Consider the following 17,013-nt stretch of genomic DNA (forward strand, 5'->3'; position numbering starts at 1 on the left):
ATTTTCTTTATAACGTACGTCGTGCCGCTCCCATCCCTTCGCTTTGCCGCCAGCGCGGTTTTCGCTGCATTTTCCGCCGCATCGTCCCTGTCCATCCCGGCCCATGCCGCCGACGCGCCATTGATTCCCGCAGCGGATTTCTTTAGCAATCCCGCATTCGGCGGCCTCAAATTGTCGCCCAGCGGCCGCTACCTGGCGGTCAAGCTGACAGGACCCAATGGCCGTGAGCAATTGACCGTCACGAACATTGCAACCCACGAATCTACCACGGTCGCGTATTACAGCAAGGCCGACATCGGCCGTTTTGCGTGGGTCAACGATGAACGCCTGATTTACGACACGGCCGACAAAAAACTCGGCCTGGGTGACCAGCGATATGGTCCCGGCTTGTTTGCCGTCGACCGCAATGGCGAAAAAAACCGCCAGTTGGCCAGCCGCACAGGCTCGGTCATCCATAAAAACCAGTTCAGGGACATGCTGCCATGGCATACCTTCATGCTGGCGCAGGATGGCGCCCAGGACAAGGACGAGGTGTACGCCATCGACGCCGAATTCAATGCGCCTGGCGACTGGGCCTATTCGAAGCTGATCCGGGTGAATACAAAAACAGGCCAGCGCGCCACGCTCGACCGGCCCGGCGACGTCATGAACTGGCTGCTGGACGCACAGGGCGAACCGCGCCTTGCGACGACGCTCGATGCCGGCAAGGAAACCGTGCATTACCGCGATCCGCAAACGAAAGCCTGGCGCAAGCTGGCCACCTTCGACGCGTTCACCAGCGATAAAAACGCCTACGCGCCGCTGGCCTTCGGCCCGGACGGCGTGCTGTATGTCGCCGCGCGCGCTGGCCGCGACCACGCCGCCCTGTACACGCTGGACGTGGCGACAGGCGCCCTCGGCGCCAAGCCGCTGGTTGAGCTGGATGGCTACGATTTCCATGGCAAGCTCATTATGGGAAATGGCAAGCTGCTGGGCATCCGCTATCTCACCGACGGCGAAGGCACGACGTGGTTCGACGCCACCATGAAGGCAGCCCAAGCGGAAATCGACGCCAAGCTGTCGGACACCGTCAACGTGGTCACGCCTCCGGCGCGCCCGGAGACTCCCTATCTGCTGGTGGAAGCCTATTCCGACTCGCAGCCGAACACGTACTTTATCTACGATACGGCAAAAAAAACCCTGACGTCGATCGGTGGCGCCTATCCGAAAATCCGGCCGGCACAAATGGGAACCATGCATCTCGTACGCTATGCGGCACGCGATGGCTTGTCCATCCCCGCCTGGCTGACCTTGCCGAAAAACGAGAAAAAGAATTTGCCGCTGGTGGTCATGGCCCACTCCGGCCCGTTCCGTCGCGGTGGCGAATGGGGCTGGGACCCATCGGCACAATTCCTGGCGTCGCGCGGCTATGCCGTGCTGTCGCCGGAATTCCGTGGCAGCACAGGCTATGGCGAGAAACACTTCCAGGCCGGCTGGAAACAGTGGGGCCTGGGTATGCAGGATGACATCGCGGACAGCGTCAAATGGGCCACCGCCCAAGGCATCGCCGATCCGGGCCGCATTTGTATCGCCGGTACCAGCTATGGCGGCTATGCGGCGCTGATGGGCCTGGCGAAAAATCCTGAACTGTTCAAATGCGGCATTGAATGGGCCGGCATCACCGATCTGGGTCTGATGTACTCCGGCCACTGGAGCTTCCGCTCGGATTTGCCGCCGATGTGGAAGAAGTACGGTATGCCCGTGCTGATCGGCGACCCGGTCAAGGATGCGGAGCAGTTGAAAGCCACGTCGCCGGTGCACCAGGCGGCGCGCATCACGCAACCGCTGTTGATGGCGCACGGAGTCCTCGACATGAGCGTTCCGCTGTATCACGGCACCAAATTCCGCGATGCGGTCACGGTCCATAACAAACAGGTCGAGTGGGTTGAATATGAAGAAGAAGGCCACGGCTGGTTCCTGCCATCCAATCGTATTGACTTCTGGACCCGCGTGGAAAAATTCCTCGATAAACATATCGGCGCCGGTAAAACCGCCGCCAAACCAGCATCGTCAGCACAATGAAACACGTCACTTTGCGGCAAGCTGCCGCAGCCATCATCATGGCGCTACCCCTGCTGGCCGGCGCCCAGGCGCCGCAGGCCGTCTCCGCACCGCCGCCAATCGGGGATTTCTTTCAGAATCCCGACTTCAGCGCAGCCCGGCTGTCGCCCAGCGGCCGCTACCTCGCGGCCAAACGGATCGCGGAAAACGGCCGCGAACAACTGGCCGTGGTCGACTTGGTCAACACGTCGGCCAAATCCGTGGCGGTGTTCAAGGATACCGACATCGGCCGCTTTGCCTGGATCAGCGATGAGCGCCTGCTGTTCGACACCAGCGACAAACAGATCGGCGCCGGTGGCCGGCGCTATGGTCCCGGCCTGTATGCGGTGAACCGCGATGGCCAGGGTTTCCGCCAGCTGGCGCGGCACAGCAATCCGTTCATCCACAGCGGTGACGACCCGAAACTGTTGCCATGGCATACCTTCATGCTGGACGCCGATGGCGCCCAGGATTCCGAGCAGGTGTATGTCGTCAACGTCAATATCAATGCGCCCGGCAATGTCGACCATGTGGAATTGCTGAAGCTGAACACCAAGACCAGCCGCGCCACCACCGTCGAGGGTCCGGGCGACACGCGTGACTGGCTGCTCGACGCCAAAGGTGAGCCGCGCCTTGCCGTCACGCATGAAAAAGACGAGCAAGTGCTGCATTACCTCGACCCGAAAACCGGCCACTGGCGCAAACTGGCGTCGCACCCGATGTTTAAAGGCGGCAAGGGCGTCTTTTACCCGCTGGCGTTTGGCGGCGATGGCGTGCTGTACGTCAGTACCAGCACCGGCAACGGCATCGCCACCGTCCACACCATGGACCTGGAAACCGGCGCCATCAGCCCGCAACCGCTGGTCCAGCTGGGAGAATTCGACTTCAGCGGCAAACTGATTTTCAGTCGCGGCAAGTTGCTGGGCGTACGTTTCATGGCCGATGGCGAAGGCACACAATGGTTTGACGCCACCCTGCAGGCTGCGCAAAAGGAAATCGATGCCAAGCTGCCCCGCACCGTCAACATCGTCACGCCGCCCACCCGCGCGGAAACCCCATACCTGCTGGTGGAAGCGTATTCCGACCGCCAGCCGCGCACCTACTTCATTTATGACTCGGAAAAGAAAACATTAAGCCTGGCGGGCCATTCTTATCCGAACATCAAATCGTCGCAAATGGGCACGATGGACTTGCAGCATTATGCGGCCCGCGACGGCTTGCGGATTCCAGCCTGGGTCACCACGCCGGCCGGCGCCGGCAAAAACCTGCCCATGGTGGTGCTGGTGCATGGCGGCCCCTACGCGCGTGGCGGCGCCTGGGGCTGGGACCCGGAACGCCAATTCCTCGCATCGCGCGGCTATGCCGTGCTGGAACCGGAATTCCGCGGCAGCGCCGGTTACGGCTACCAGCACTTCCGCGCCGGCTGGAAGCAGTGGGGCTTGAAAATGCAGGACGATATTGCCGATGGCGTGAAATGGGCCATCGCGCAAGGCATCGCCGACCCCAAGCGGATTTGCATTGCCGGCGCCAGCTACGGCGGCTACGCTACCCTGATGGGGCTGGTCAATGATCCCGGCCTGTTCCAATGCGGCGTCAATTGGGTCGGCGTCACCGACATCAACCTGCTGTTTACCGGCCACTGGCGCTTCACGTCCGATTTCTCGCCGCTATGGAAAAAATACGGCATGCCGGACTTGATCGGCGATCCCGTCAAGGATGCCGAGCAATTCAAGGCCACGTCGCCGCTGCAGCAGGCCGCGCGCATCACGCAGCCGCTGCTGCTGGCCTACGGCGGCGCCGACATGCGTGTGCCCATTATCCACGGCACCAAGTTCCGCGACGCGGTCAAAGCCACCAATAAACAAGTCGAATGGATTGAATACGACGAGGAAGGCCACGGCTGGGCCTTGCCCAAGAACCGGATCGACTTCTGGTCCCGCGTAGAGAAATTCCTCGATAAAAACATCGGTTCCGGTAACGCCGGCGCCAAACAAACACCATCCGCACCATGAAACACGCTGTCTTGCGGCATACCGCAGCCCTCCTGATTGCCGTGCCACTGGCCGCCGCCGCACAGGCGCCGGCATCCGCACCGGCGCAACCGGCGCCATCAGCGCAGCAAGCAACCCAGCCCGCGCCTTCGCTGGCGGATTTCTTCAACAACCCGGAATTCGGCGGCGCCAAGCTGTCACCCAACGGGCGCTACCTGGCGGCCAAACTGGCCGCAGCCAACGGCCGCGAACGCCTGGCTGTGGTGGACCTGACCACGCAGAGCGCGGCCTCGGTGGCGTACTTCAGCGATGCCGATGTCGGCAACTTCACGTGGATTAATAACGAACGCCTGCTGTTCAACACCACCGACAAGCAACTGGGCCTGGCCGACAAACGCTTCGGCCCCGGCCTGTACGCGGTGAACCGCGACGGCAAGCAATTCCGCCAGTTGGCCAACCGCTCCGGCATCCTCGCGGCGTCGCCGACCGCGCGGCAACTGCTGCCCTGGCATACCTACATGCTGGGCCAGGATGGCGCGCAGGATAGCGAACATGTGTATGTCACCAGCAGCGTCATCAGCGGCACCGGTGACCTGGACGCGGAAAATCTGCTGCGCCTGAATACGCTGACCGGCCACTACACTTCGGTGCGCCGCCCGGATCATGCCCGTGAATGGCTGCTCGATGAAAAAGGCGAGCCGCGGATAGTCAACTCGTCGGACAAAGGCAAGAGCGCGATCCACCTGCGCGATCCACAGACCGGCGAATGGCGCATGCTGGTGGACTTTGCCACCTACAAGGGCGGCAAAGGCGCGTTTACGCCGCTGGCTTTCGGTCCGGACGGCGTGTTTTACGTCATGGCACGCCGTGGCCGCGACAAGTCCGCGGTATTCACGCTGGACCTCGCCACCGGCCAGACCAGCGAAAAGCCCGTGGTCGAACTGGATGGCTATGACTTCAGCGGCAAGCTGATGTTCAGCGACAGCAAGCTGGTGGGCGTGCGCTACATGACCGATGGCCAGGGCACCACGTGGTTCGACGAGGGCTTGAAAGCCATGCAGGCCGAGATTGACGCCAAACTGCCCGGCACCATCAATCTCGTGACACCGCCGAAACGCCCGGAAACCCCGTATGTGCTGGTGGAATCGTATTCCGATATCCAGCCGTGCGTGTTCTTCATTTACAACCGTGAAGCCAAGACGCTGCTCACGGTGGGCGCAGCCTATCCGAAGATCCAGCCGGCGCAGATGGCGCACCAGGATGCCGTGCGCTATACCGCGCGCGATGGCTTGCGCATTCCCGCCTGGGTGACCACACCACGGGGCGAAGCCAAGAACCTGCCGATGGTGGTGCTGGTCCACGGCGGCCCCTATTTGCGCGGCGGCGAATGGGGTTGGAACGCGGACGCCCAGTTCCTCGCGTCGCGCGGTTATGTGGTGCTGGAACCGGAATTCCGCGGCAGCACGGGCTTCGGCGCCAAGCACTTCCGCGCCGGCTGGAAACAATGGGGCCTGAAAATGCAGGACGACATCGCCGACGGCGTAAAATGGGCGATTGATAAAGGCCTGGCGGACCCGAAGCGGGTGTGCATCGCCGGCGCCAGCTATGGCGGCTATGCCACCCTGATGGGGCTGGTGAACAACCCGGAACTGTACAAGTGCGGCATCAACTGGGTCGGCGTCACCGACATCGGCCTGCTCAGCACCGGCCACTGGAGCTATGTCTCGGACATGTCCGATATGTGGAAAGAGTATGGCATGCCCACGATGATCGGTGATCCGGTCAAGGATGCCGAACAATTCAAGACCACCTCCCCGCTGCAACAGGCCGCGCGCATCACGCAACCGCTGCTGATGGCCTATGGCCGCGCCGACCAGCGCGTCCCGCTCTACCACGGCAACAAGTTCCGCGACGCCGTCACCCAGCACAACAAGCAGGTCGAATGGATCGTCTATGAAGAGGAAGGGCACGGCTGGGCGTTGCCGAAAAACCGGATAGATTTCTGGAGCCGGGTCGAGAAATTCCTGGACAAGCATATCGGCCAGCCATAAGGAGTCTCCATGCGCTTACACACTCTTGTCTTGATGCTTGCCTTGCTGCCAGCCACGGCGATGGCCGCTGTGCCGCCAGCGGAAGCATTCTTTTCCAATGCCCGCTACAGCGCGGCAAAGATATCCCCGGAAGGCACGCACGTGGCGATACGCGGCAGCATGGCGGGCCGGCGCGACGCCTTGTATGTGGTCGAATTGAACTCCATGGGGTCGAAACCGGTTGCCCAGTATGGCGATGCCGACATCGATGATTTCGAATGGGTCAATGAACAACGGCTGGTATACGACACCCGCGACCGCAACGCCGCTGCAGGCGACGTGAAATATGCGCCGGGCCTGTTTGCAGTCAATCGTGACGGCAGCGGCGCGCTGCAACTGGTCGATCGTGGCTACGACCGGCAATACACCACCGGCACCCACATCAAGCAAACCTTGATGCCTTGGGATACCTACCTGCTGGTCAACCAGCCAGGAAGGCAGGACAGCGACTATGTGTATGTGGAGCGTCCGGAAGAACATGGTGGCAAAACCGTCGGCTGGACGCTGATGCGCCTGAATACGAAAACCGGCCGCGCAATAGGCGTCCCCAAACCGCCCTTCATGCAGCATGTGCTGATCGATGCGGCCGGTGAAGCACGCGCAGCGACCTCCCTGCACAACGACCGTGCTTCCGTACACTACCGCGATCCTGGCACGGAAGAATGGCGCAAGCTGGCGGAGTTTCCCGCCTATGGCGTTTCGCCGGATACCTTCTCGCCTGTTGGCTTCGGTCCGGACGGCCTGCTGTATGTCGCCGCAGGCGCCAACTCCGACCGCCGCGTGGTACGCAGCTATGACGTCAAAACTGGAAAACTCAGCGACAAGGCTGTGATCGACCTGGGTGAATACGACTTCCGGGGCAGCTTTGTCACAACCGACAACAATGTCCTGGGCGTGCGCCTGTTGACGGACGCAAGCAGCACGCATTGGTGGAACAAGGAGATGGCGGCGCTGCAGGACACGGTCGACCAACTGTTGCCCGGCACCATCAATGAAATCAGTGTGCCGCGCCGGGGCGATGCGCCGTGGGTGCTGGTCAAGGCCTGGTCGGACCGCCAGCCGCCGGTCTACGTGATGTACAACAAAAAGACGCGTGAGCTGAAAAAACTGGGCGATTCCAATCCCGATATCCAGCCGGCTGCAATGGGTACGCGCTCGCTCATCCATTACACCGCGCGCGACGGCATGAAAATCCCCGCCTGGCTGACCATGCCGCCCGGCGGCAAGAAAGACAAGCTGCCGCTGGTGGTGCTGGTCCACGGCGGCCCGTTTATGCGGGGCGGCGAATGGAACTGGGATGCGGAAGCGCAATTCCTGGCGACGCGCGGCTATGCCGTGCTGCAGCCGGAATTCCGCGGCAGTATGGGCTTTGGCGCCCGCCACTTCCAGGCCGGCTTTAAACAGTGGGGCCTGGCGATGCAGGACGACCTGTCCGACGGCGCCCGCGCACTCGTGCGGCAAGGTGTGGCCGATGGCAGCCGCATTTGCATCGCTGGCGCCAGCTATGGCGGCTATGCGGCGCTGATGGGCGTCATCAAGGATGGCGATTTGTTCAAGTGCGCCGTCAACTGGGTCGGGGTCACGGACATCAACCTGCTGTACACGGGAACCTGGCGCATCATCGATGACCTGTCGGACGGCTGGAAAAAGTATGGCATGCCGGTGCTGGTTGGCGACCCGGTCAAGGATGCGGAACAGCTGCACGCCACATCGCCGCTGGCGCAGGCCGCGAAAATCAAGCGCCCTCTCCTGCTGGCCTATGGCACGCATGACCGCCGCGTCCCCATCGTGCACGGTGAACGCTTTTACAAGGCGGTCAAAGCACATAACCCGGATGTGGAATGGATTACGTACGACGGCGAAGGCCATGGCTGGACGTTACCGGAAAATCGCATTGATTTCTGGACCCGGGTCGAACGCTTCCTGAATAAACACATTGGCACCACGTCGCAACCGCAATAACTGATGAAACTCAACCACCTCTTCTCCCTCCTTCTGTTCACCATGGCCGGCGCCAGCCACGCTGCCGCGCCAGCCAAACAGTTCTTCGAAAACGCCGTCTTCAGCGACGCGCGCCTGTCGCCCAGCGGGCGCTATGTCGGGCTGCGCGTCGGCGGAGACACCACGCGCGACAGCCTCGTGATCATGGCGACGGACACCATGAAAGTGGTCGGTTCCGCACGCCTCGAGAAAGAAGACATCGGCACTTTCCGCTGGCTCAATGACAACCGGCTGGTCTTCACCATTAATGACCGCACCGTGGCGCCAGGCGACGTACGCTACGCGCCGGGCCTGTTTGCGATGGACCGCGACGGCAGCAATTTACGCCGGCTGGCGCACCGTAATGAGCCCGAGCTGTCAGAAACAGGGACCATGATCAAATCCCGGGTTCAGCCATGGAATACCTACCTGATGGCGCAGGAAGGTCCACAGGACTCTGACGTCGTGTATGTGCAGCGTCCGGTATGGCGGGAAGGCACCTATGAACGGGACCGCACGGAACTGGTCAAGCTGAACTCCGCCAACGGCGAAGCCGTGACGGTAGCGCGTCCCGGGGTACCGCAGGGCTGGCTGCTGGACCAGAAAGGCGAACCGCGCATCATGGTGCAAACGCGGCAAGGGCGCGAAAGTCTCCATTACAGGGATCACGTCACGGGCAACTGGCGCCAGGTGGCCGAATTCAACGCCTACGATCCGCAAGGCGGCATCAATCCACTCGGCTTTATCGATGACACGCACCTGCTGGTCGAATCGCTCGATGGCGGCAAGAGCACCTTGCGCCAATTCGACCTGGCGGCCGGCAAAGTGGGCGGGAACGCCCTCGTTTCCATGGCGGAGTACGACTTTTCCGGCGAACTGATTTACACCGGCAACAAGCTGGCCGGCGTACATTACCTGATCGATGGCCGTGGCACCGTCTGGTTCGATCCCGCGCTGAAGGCAGTGCAGCAAGACATCGACGCCCTGCTGCCCGCCACGACCAACCTGGTGACGCCGCCACGCCAGCCGCAGACGCCATGGATGCTGGTTAAATCCTACTCCGACCGCCAGCCGGCCATTTTCATGCTGTATAACACGCAGAGCAAGCAGTTGAGCATGCTGGGTGGCCAGCATCCCGACATCCAGGCCGGCGACATGGGGCTGCAGGATTTGGTGAAATTCAAGGCCCGCGATGGATTGACGATTCCCGCCTGGCTGACCTTGCCGAAGTCCGGCGGCAAAAACCTGCCGATGGTCGTGCTGGTGCACGGAGGCCCCTATGTGCGCGGCACCGAATGGCAGTGGGACGCGGAAAGCCAGTTCCTCGCCTCGCGCGGCTATGCCGTGCTGGCGCCGGAGTTCCGCGGCACCACCGGCTATGGCAGCACCCTGTTCAGCGCGGGTAAAAAGCAATGGGGCCTGGCGATGCAGGACGATATCGCCGATGCCGTCAAATTCGCGGTGGCGCAAGGCATCGCCGACCCGAAACGCATCTGCATCATGGGCGGCAGCTATGGCGGTTATGCCACTTTAATGGGGCTGGTGAAAGACCACGACTTGTACCAATGCGGCGTTGCCTATGCGGCAGTGACCGATATCCCGCTGCTGTTCAACAGCGGCGCCATGGTGTTGTCGGACATGAGCGAACAGTACAAGAAATACGGCGCGCCGGAATTGATCGGCGACCTGGAAAAGGACGCGCAACAGTTCATCGCCACGTCGCCGCTGCAACAGGCCGCGCGCATCAAGCGTCCGCTGCTGCTGGCGCACGGCACCGACGACGTGCGCGTTCCGCTCGTGCACTTCAAGAAAATGCGCTCGGCCCTGGAAAGCAACAAGGCCGACGCGGAATTCGTCGAATACGTGAGCGAAGGCCACGGCTGGTCGCTGCTGAAGACCCGGCTCGATTTCTGGACCCGGGTTGAAAAATTCCTCGACAAGCATATCGGCGACGCGCGCAAATAGGAGTACCCTGACGGCTGGCCAACTTCGCTGAAGGAGCTGCTTATGTCGTCTGGAAAAATACTGGTCGCCCAAGGCGGCGGTCCCACCGCCGTCATCAACCAGTCGCTGGTGGGGGTGGTGCTGGAAGCGCGGCGCCACCGCCATGTGACCCGCGTCTATGGCGCACTGCACGGGGTGCGCGGCATCGTCAATGAAGACTTCGTCGACCTGACCCAGGAAACCAGCCATAACCTGGAACTGGTGGCCGCCACGCCATCGTCGGCGCTGGGTTCCACCCGCGACAAGCCGGATGAAAAGTATTGCGCGCAAATTTTTGAGGTGCTGCGCGCGCATGAAATCGAACACTTCTTTTACATCGGCGGCAACGATTCGTCCGACACCGTGCGCATCGTCAGCCAGCAGGCGCAGGCGGCCGGCTACCCGCTGCGCTGCATCCATATCCCGAAAACCATCGACAACGATTTGGTCGGCAATGACCACACGCCGGGCTTCCCGTCCGCCGCGCGCTTCGTCGCGCAAGCGTTTGCCGGCGCCAACCTCGATAACGCTTCCCTGCCGGGCGTGTATGTCGGGGTCGTCATGGGCCGCCATGCGGGCTTTTTGACGGCCGCCGCCGCGCTGGGCAAGAAATTCCCCGACGATGGCCCGCACCTGATTTACATCCCGGAGCGGGTCTTCGACCTGGAGCGTTTCCTGGCCGATGTGAAAGCCATGTACGCCAGGCACGGGCGCTGCGTGATTGCCGTCTCCGAAGGCATCCACGACGCCTCCGGCGAACCGATCGCCACCCTGCTGGCCAACGAAGTCGAGCGCGATGCGCACGGCAATGTGCAACTGTCCGGCACCGGCGCGCTGGCCGACTTGCTGTGCGACGCCATCAAGGACAAGCTCGGTATCAAGCGCGTGCGCGGCGATACCTTTGGCTACCTGCAGCGTTCGTTCATCGGCTGCGTGTCGGACGTGGACCAGCGCGAAGCGCGCGAGGTGGGCGAAAAAGCCGTGCAATTTGCCATGTGGGGCGACCGCGACGGCTCCGTCGCCATCAAGCGCACCGGCTTTTATTCGGTCGATTATGAATTGCTGCCATTGGAAGCAGTGGCAGGCAAGACGCGCACCATGGAGGACGCTTTCATCACGCCGGAAGGCACCGATGTCACCGATGCGTTCCGGCTGTACCTGCGGCCGCTGCTGGGCTCCGGCATGCCGGACGCGTACCGCTTGCGGCCCGCGCCGGTGGCGAAAATCCTGAAACGCTAACCGGCGCCCAGCCATCCGGGCGGCGTCCTGCCGCCCGTCTTTACCTAACTTTACGTATTTTGACATCCGCTAACACCGAGTCGGCGGAGAATACAGACAGTTGCCTCACGGCACTTTTTAACGGTACAGCGCCGCGCAACGCGATCTGGCGCCAGCCCCTGTTCAGAGAGGACTGTCATGTCAAATACCCCAATGCCGGCCGCCGACGCGGCAAATCAACCGTTACGCCGCCGCGCCGCGCTCGGCGCACTGGGCTCGCTCAGCGCCCTGTCCCTGCTGGCCTGCGGCGGCGGCGGCACCGCCGGCAGCACTGCCGTCACCACCACCACGTCGGCCACGCTGATGGGTGGACTGAGCTTGTCGGATGGCGCGCTGTCGCCGGAATTCACGGCCGCCACCGGCAGCTATACCGCCAATGTGGCCAATGCCACGACCGCCATCGCGTTTACGCCCACGCTGACCGACAGCGCCGCCAGCGTGACGATCAATGGCGTCACCGTCGCCAGCGGCGCCAGTTCCAGCGCGTTTGCGCTGAATGTGGGCGACAACAGTTTCGACATCGTCGCCACCGCGAAAAGCGGCGGCGCCACCAGCACACACAAGGTGACCGTGAAGCGCGCCACGCCGGCGCTGTCGTCCGATGCCAGCCTGAAGTCGCTGACCATTTCCACCGGCAGTCTGTCGCCCGCCTTTGCCGCGGCCACCACCAGCTATGCGGTCACGGTGGCCAATTCCGTGACGTCGGTGACATTAACGCCGGCCGCCGCCGGCGCCGGCGCCACCATTAAAATCAACGACGCCACGGTTGCCAGTGGCAACGCTTCCGGCGCCCTCGCGCTCAACGTCGGCAACAACACGCTGAGCGTGACGGTGCTGGCGCAGGATGGTGTCACCAGCCGCAGCTACACCGTCACCGTGGTGCGCAGCGTGGCTACCGCCACCGTGTCCGGCGACGCCACCCTGAGCGCGCTGGCGCTGTCGGCCGGCACACTGTCGCCCGCTTTCGCTTCCGGCACCGTGGCGTACACGGCATCGGTGGCCAATACCGTGGCGTCCGTCACCCTGAGTCCGAGCGCCACCAATGCCGGCGCCACCATCACCGTCAATGGCAGCGTCGTGCGCAGCGGCGGCGCCTCGTCCGGCCTCGCGCTGGTGGTTGGAACCAATGTACTGTCGGTGGTGGTCAGTGCGGAAGACGGCACGCACATCATCACGTACACGGTGGCGGTGACGCGCGCGGCCGCCGTCTCCACCGACGCCAGCCTCAGTACGCTGGTCATTTCAGCGGGCACGCTGTCCCCCACCTTTGCTTCCGCCACACTGAGCTATACGGCATCGGTGGCCAATGCCATGGCGTCCGTGACCTTACGGCCGACCAGCAGCGCCAGCGCCACCATCAAGGTCAATGGCGCCACGGTCGCCAGCGGCGCCGCCTCGTCCGCGCTGGCGCTCAGTGTTGGCGCCAATACCTTATCGGTGGTGGTGACGGCGCAGGATGGCAGCACCACGCGCACCTATACCGTGATCGTCACGCGCGCCGCCGCGGTGCTGTCGTCGGACGCCACGTTGAGCGGCCTGGCGATTTCGTCAGGTACCCTGTCGCCATCGTTTTCCGCCGCCACCACCAGCTATACCGCCAGTGTGGCCAACGCAGTGGGCACGGTGACGCTGACGCCCGCGGCGGCCAGCAGCGGCGCCACCATCAAGGTCAACAGCGCCACCGTGGCCAGCGGCGGCACGTCCGCCTCGCTGGCGCTGAACGTGGGCAGCAATACGCTGAGCGTGGTGGTGACGGCGCAGGATGGCGCCACCAGCAAGACGTATTCGGTCACGGTGACGCGCGCGGCCGCCGCTTCCTGCGCCGTGATTCCCGAGGAAACCGCCGGCCCGTATCCGGCGGACGGCTCCACCGCCAGCAACCGCACCTATAACGTGCTGGCGCTGGCCGGCATCGTGCGCCAGGACATCCGCAATACGCTGGGCAGCGCCACCAAGGTGGAAGGCGTTCCGCTGACCGTCAACATCACGGTGCAAAACGTGAACAACGGTTGCGCGCCGCTGGCCGGGTATGCGATCTACCTGTGGCATTGCACGCGCGAAGGGGCATATTCCGTGTACACGGAATCAAGCGTCGACGCCAATTACCTGCGCGGCGTGCAGGCCACCGACGCCAATGGCGTGGCCACCTTCACCACCATCTTCCCCGGCTGCTATGCGGGCCGCATGCCGCACATGCATTTCGAGGTGTATCCGAGCGTGGCCAAGGCCACCACGGCGGGCAACAAGGTCAAGACGTCGCAACTGGCGTTCCCGACCGACATCTGCACCACCGTGTATTCGAGCGCCAGCGGCTACACCAGCAGCCTGCGCAACTTCAACAGCATCAGCTTCGCCACGGACAATGTGTTCAGCGATGGCTATTCGCTGGAAATGCTGTCGATCAGCGGCAGCGTGGCGACCGGGTATGTGGCCAATGTGACGGTATCGATCGCCGTGTAGCGGTTTGCTAATTGCGGGGAATGCCGGCCTGGATCCGGTATTTCTCGATCAAGCCTTCCTTCTTCATGTCCGCCAGCACTTGGCCCAGTTTCTGGGCCAGGTCGGCGTGGCGCTTGTTCAGGTGGGCATGGACGTCGGCACTGTCCATCAACGCAATTTTACGGATCGACGTGCCGCGGAATTCGTCGGCGGCCAGCAGCGCGTCAGCGACCGCATCGACTTCAACAAAGATATCGCTGCGCCCCACTTGCAGCTTGCGCAGGCCCAGCAGCGAGCTGTTGGCCACCATCAGGCGCTCCGGCGGCACCACCAGCGGCAATTGCGCGCTGGGCAAGGCGACGCCATTGCGGTACTCGACGCGAAAATCCGTCTGTTTCAGCGCTTGCCAGCCATTTCCAAGTATCAGGGGGCGCGCCGCGTAGGCGGAAAAACGGATCGCAAAATGCGGCACCGGCACTTTCACCAGTTCAGGGTGCATCTGGCTGTATTCGGCGACACGGTTGATTTCCCCATCCACTTCGCCGCTGTCGGACACCATGCTCGAACGCTTGGCTGGATAGGGCCGGTAATCGAGCCGGTAGCCAAGGCGGCCCAGTGCTTCCGTATAAATCAGCGCGAGCCATGGGCCGAAGGTATTGTGTATTTCAATCGCGCCGCTCAACACCAGCGCGGGACGCGGGTCGTGCGGGACGCCGGCGCCTGTCGCCGGCAACGTCGGCTGCGCCTGGCCATACGGCGCCAGCGCCAGCAGTGCTGCTGCCATGCCTACCCTGAATCCGGCCATCTGCGCTCCCACCAATAAAAAAGCGGACGATGCCACAGCATGGTCCGCTCCCGGGCATCACTGGCGCGTTCAATGAACGCGCCTTGCCGGCATTACACCACGATGGTCTGGTGCTCGCCATCCTGGCGTGCACGGATTTTGCCGATGCGGTACACGGTTTCGCCGGCGGCTTTCAGCTGGGCTTCGGCCGCATCCGCGTTGTCTGCCGAAACGATCACGGTCATGCCGATACCGCAGTTGAAGACACGGTGCATTTCCGCGTCGGCCACGCCGCCGTGCTGCTGCAGCCACTGGAACAGCGGTGGCAGGGTCCACGATTTGCCATCGAGTTCGCAGGTCAGGTGGTCTTGCAGCACGCGTGGGATGTTTTCCACCAGGCCGCCGCCCGTGATGTGCACCAGGCCTTTGACTTCCATGGAAGCCATCAGCGCCAGCAGCGGTTTCACGTAAATGCGGGTGGGTTCCATCAGCACGTCGGCCAGCTTGCGGCCGTGGAAGTCGCCTTCCAGGTCCGGTTTTGCCACTTCGATAATCTTGCGTACCAGCGAATAACCGTTCGAGTGCGCGCCCGACGAGGCCAGGCCCAGCACCACATCGCCCGGGGCGATCTTGGTGCCGTCGATGATTTTCGACTTTTCCACCACGCCGACCGCGAAACCGGCCAGGTCGTATTCGCCGGCCGGGTACATGCTCGGCATTTCAGCGGTTTCGCCGCCGATCAGCGCCGCGCCGGCTTGCTCGCAGCCCTGGGCGATGCCTTTGACCACGGCGGTCGCTTGTGGCACGTCCAGCTTGCCGCAGGCGAAATAGTCGAGGAAAAACAGCGGTTCGGCGCCCTGCACCAGGATGTCGTTGACGCTCATGGCCACCAAGTCGATGCCGACGGTGTCATGGCGGTTCAGTTCAAATGCCAGTTTCAGCTTGGTGCCGACGCCGTCGGTGCCGGACACCAGTACCGGTTCCTGGTATTTCTTGCTGATCTCGAACATGGCGCCAAAGCCGCCAATGCCGGCCATCACGCCTTCGCGCATGGTGCGCTTGGCAAACGGCTTGATCGCATCAACTAAAGCGTCACCCGCGTCGATATCGACGCCGGCGTCACGGTAGGACAGGGAAACATTAGAAGTTTGGCTCATGGTGTATTTCGCAGCGGAGGCGGTAAAATAGAAGGCGGTGGCCGGTTCCAGCGCTTTTGGCGTCGGTGGCGGCAAGACCGCTATTCTATCAAAATGCCTGTTCAATCTCCCATTTTTAGCCAAAAATCCCTAACCCTATGCCTTTTCCCCTCTCGGTAGAACAAAAGCAGACGGTATTCTGGGTGGCGGTTTGGGTGGCATTCTGGCTGCTGTTGCTGGCGCTGGGGCCGATTTTGACGCCTTTTTTGGCCGCCGCCATCATCGCCTATGCCTTGAATCCCGGGGTCGACCGGCTGGAACGGTTGCGCATTAGCCGCATCGGCGTGCCGCGCGCACTGGCCGTGGTGGTGGTGGTGGTGCTGTTTATCGCCGCCATCATGACGCTGGGCCTGATCGTGCTGCCCGTGCTGCAAAGTGAAATCCCCCTGTTGCAGGCGCAAATTCCCGCCTTCCTGGCCAAGGCCAGCGAAACCCTGGTGCCGCGCCTGCGCGAACTGGGGGTGAATGTGCCGATGAGCAGCGCCGGCATCAAGGAACTGGTCACCCAGCAACTGACCTCGTCCGGCGATGAAATCTGGCGCTCGCTGCTGGTCTGGGGCCGCGCCGGCGGCACCGCCGTGCTGGGCTGGCTGTTCATCGTGGTGCTGGTGCCGGTGTTGCTGTTTTATCTGCTGCTGGACTGGCACAAGGTGATTGCCCGGATTGCCGACTGCGTGCCGCGCCGCTATATCGGGCGCACCATCGCCATGGCGGAAGAAGTCGACACCTTGCTGGCGCAATACCTGCGCGGCCAGTTGCTGGTGATGCTGGTGCTGGCCGTGTATTACTCGGTGTCGCTGATGATTGCCGGTTTCGACGTGGCGCTGCCGGTCGGTATCCTGACCGGCTTGCTGGTATTTATTCCCTACCTCGGCTTTGGCCTGGGCCTGGTGCTGGCGCTGATTGCCGCGGTGCTGCAATTTACCGACTGGAGCGGCGTGATCGCGGTGGCCGTGATTTATGGCGCGGGCCAGGTGATCGAAGGGTTCTTCCTGACGCCGCGCCTGGTGGGCGAGCGCATCGGACTCAATCCGCTGGCGGTGATTTTCGCGTTGCTGGCGTTCGGCCAGCTGTTTGGTTTTGTCGGCGTGCTGCTGGCGCTGCCGGCATCGGCGGTGCTGATGGTGGCTTTCAAGCACTTGCGCCGCCACTACCTGTCCAGCAGCTTTTATAATGCGTAGTGTGATGACGAC

At 62.6% G+C, this 17,013-nt stretch carries 10 protein-coding genes; 8 read left to right on the plus strand and 2 right to left on the minus strand.

Features of this window, described 5'->3' with window-relative positions; genetic code table 11:
• The first annotated feature begins 21 nt into the window (after window positions 1-21).
• The 7 genes from AC1RRC_RS14890 to AC1RRC_RS14920 all read left to right on the plus strand — a co-directional run bounded on the left by AC1RRC_RS14890 (window position 22) and on the right by AC1RRC_RS14920 (window position 13,861).
• Window positions 22-2,061 (plus strand): S9 family peptidase, encoded by a 2,040-nt coding sequence (locus tag AC1RRC_RS14890; RefSeq protein WP_493056265.1) that lies wholly within the window; start codon window positions 22-24, stop codon window positions 2,059-2,061.
• Entirely contained in the window at window positions 2,058-4,091 is a 2,034-nt protein-coding gene (locus AC1RRC_RS14895) for a S9 family peptidase (protein WP_493056266.1), read from the plus strand. The genes AC1RRC_RS14890 and AC1RRC_RS14895 overlap by 4 nt, the downstream gene beginning before the upstream one ends.
• On the plus strand, window positions 4,088-6,121 hold the full coding sequence (locus AC1RRC_RS14900) for a S9 family peptidase (RefSeq protein WP_493056267.1): 2,034 nt from the start codon (window positions 4,088-4,090) through the stop codon (window positions 6,119-6,121). Before AC1RRC_RS14895 ends, AC1RRC_RS14900 begins: the two co-directional genes overlap by 4 nt.
• 9 nt (window positions 6,122-6,130) lie before the next feature.
• Window positions 6,131-8,122: an alpha/beta hydrolase family protein gene (locus AC1RRC_RS14905; protein ID WP_493056268.1), complete on the plus strand. Its 1,992-nt coding sequence runs from the start codon at window positions 6,131-6,133 to the stop codon at window positions 8,120-8,122.
• A 3-nt stretch (window positions 8,123-8,125) separates the two neighbouring features.
• Window positions 8,126-10,105, plus strand: coding sequence for an alpha/beta hydrolase family protein (locus tag AC1RRC_RS14910; RefSeq protein WP_493056269.1), 1,980 nt, complete (start codon window positions 8,126-8,128; stop codon window positions 10,103-10,105).
• A 42-nt stretch (window positions 10,106-10,147) separates the two neighbouring features.
• Window positions 10,148-11,362, plus strand: coding sequence for a 6-phosphofructokinase (locus tag AC1RRC_RS14915; RefSeq protein WP_493056270.1), 1,215 nt, complete (start codon window positions 10,148-10,150; stop codon window positions 11,360-11,362).
• Between the two features lie 177 nt (window positions 11,363-11,539).
• Complete coding sequence (locus tag AC1RRC_RS14920; protein WP_493056271.1) at window positions 11,540-13,861, plus strand: cadherin-like beta sandwich domain-containing protein; 2,322 nt, start codon at window positions 11,540-11,542, stop codon at window positions 13,859-13,861.
• Window positions 13,862-13,868: 7 nt separating this feature from the next.
• Here AC1RRC_RS14920 and AC1RRC_RS14925 read toward each other — a convergent pair whose 3' ends face one another.
• Together AC1RRC_RS14925 and purM are read right to left on the minus strand one after the other, a co-directional pair.
• Complete coding sequence (locus AC1RRC_RS14925) at window positions 13,869-14,624, minus strand: hypothetical protein (protein ID WP_493056272.1); 756 nt, start codon at window positions 14,622-14,624, stop codon at window positions 13,869-13,871.
• Between the two features lie 113 nt (window positions 14,625-14,737).
• The gene (gene purM / locus AC1RRC_RS14930; RefSeq protein WP_493056273.1) at window positions 14,738-15,781 is read right to left on the minus strand and encodes a phosphoribosylformylglycinamidine cyclo-ligase; all 1,044 of its coding nucleotides are present in this window, start codon (window positions 15,779-15,781) and stop codon (window positions 14,738-14,740) included.
• Between the two features lie 137 nt (window positions 15,782-15,918).
• Between purM and AC1RRC_RS14935 the strand changes: the two genes are divergently transcribed.
• Entirely contained in the window at window positions 15,919-17,001 is a 1,083-nt protein-coding gene (locus AC1RRC_RS14935) for an AI-2E family transporter (protein ID WP_493056274.1), read from the plus strand.
• Window positions 17,002-17,013: the final 12 nt, after the last annotated feature.

The organism is Pseudoduganella sp. GW821-FHT12E03, from assembly GCF_058807115.1.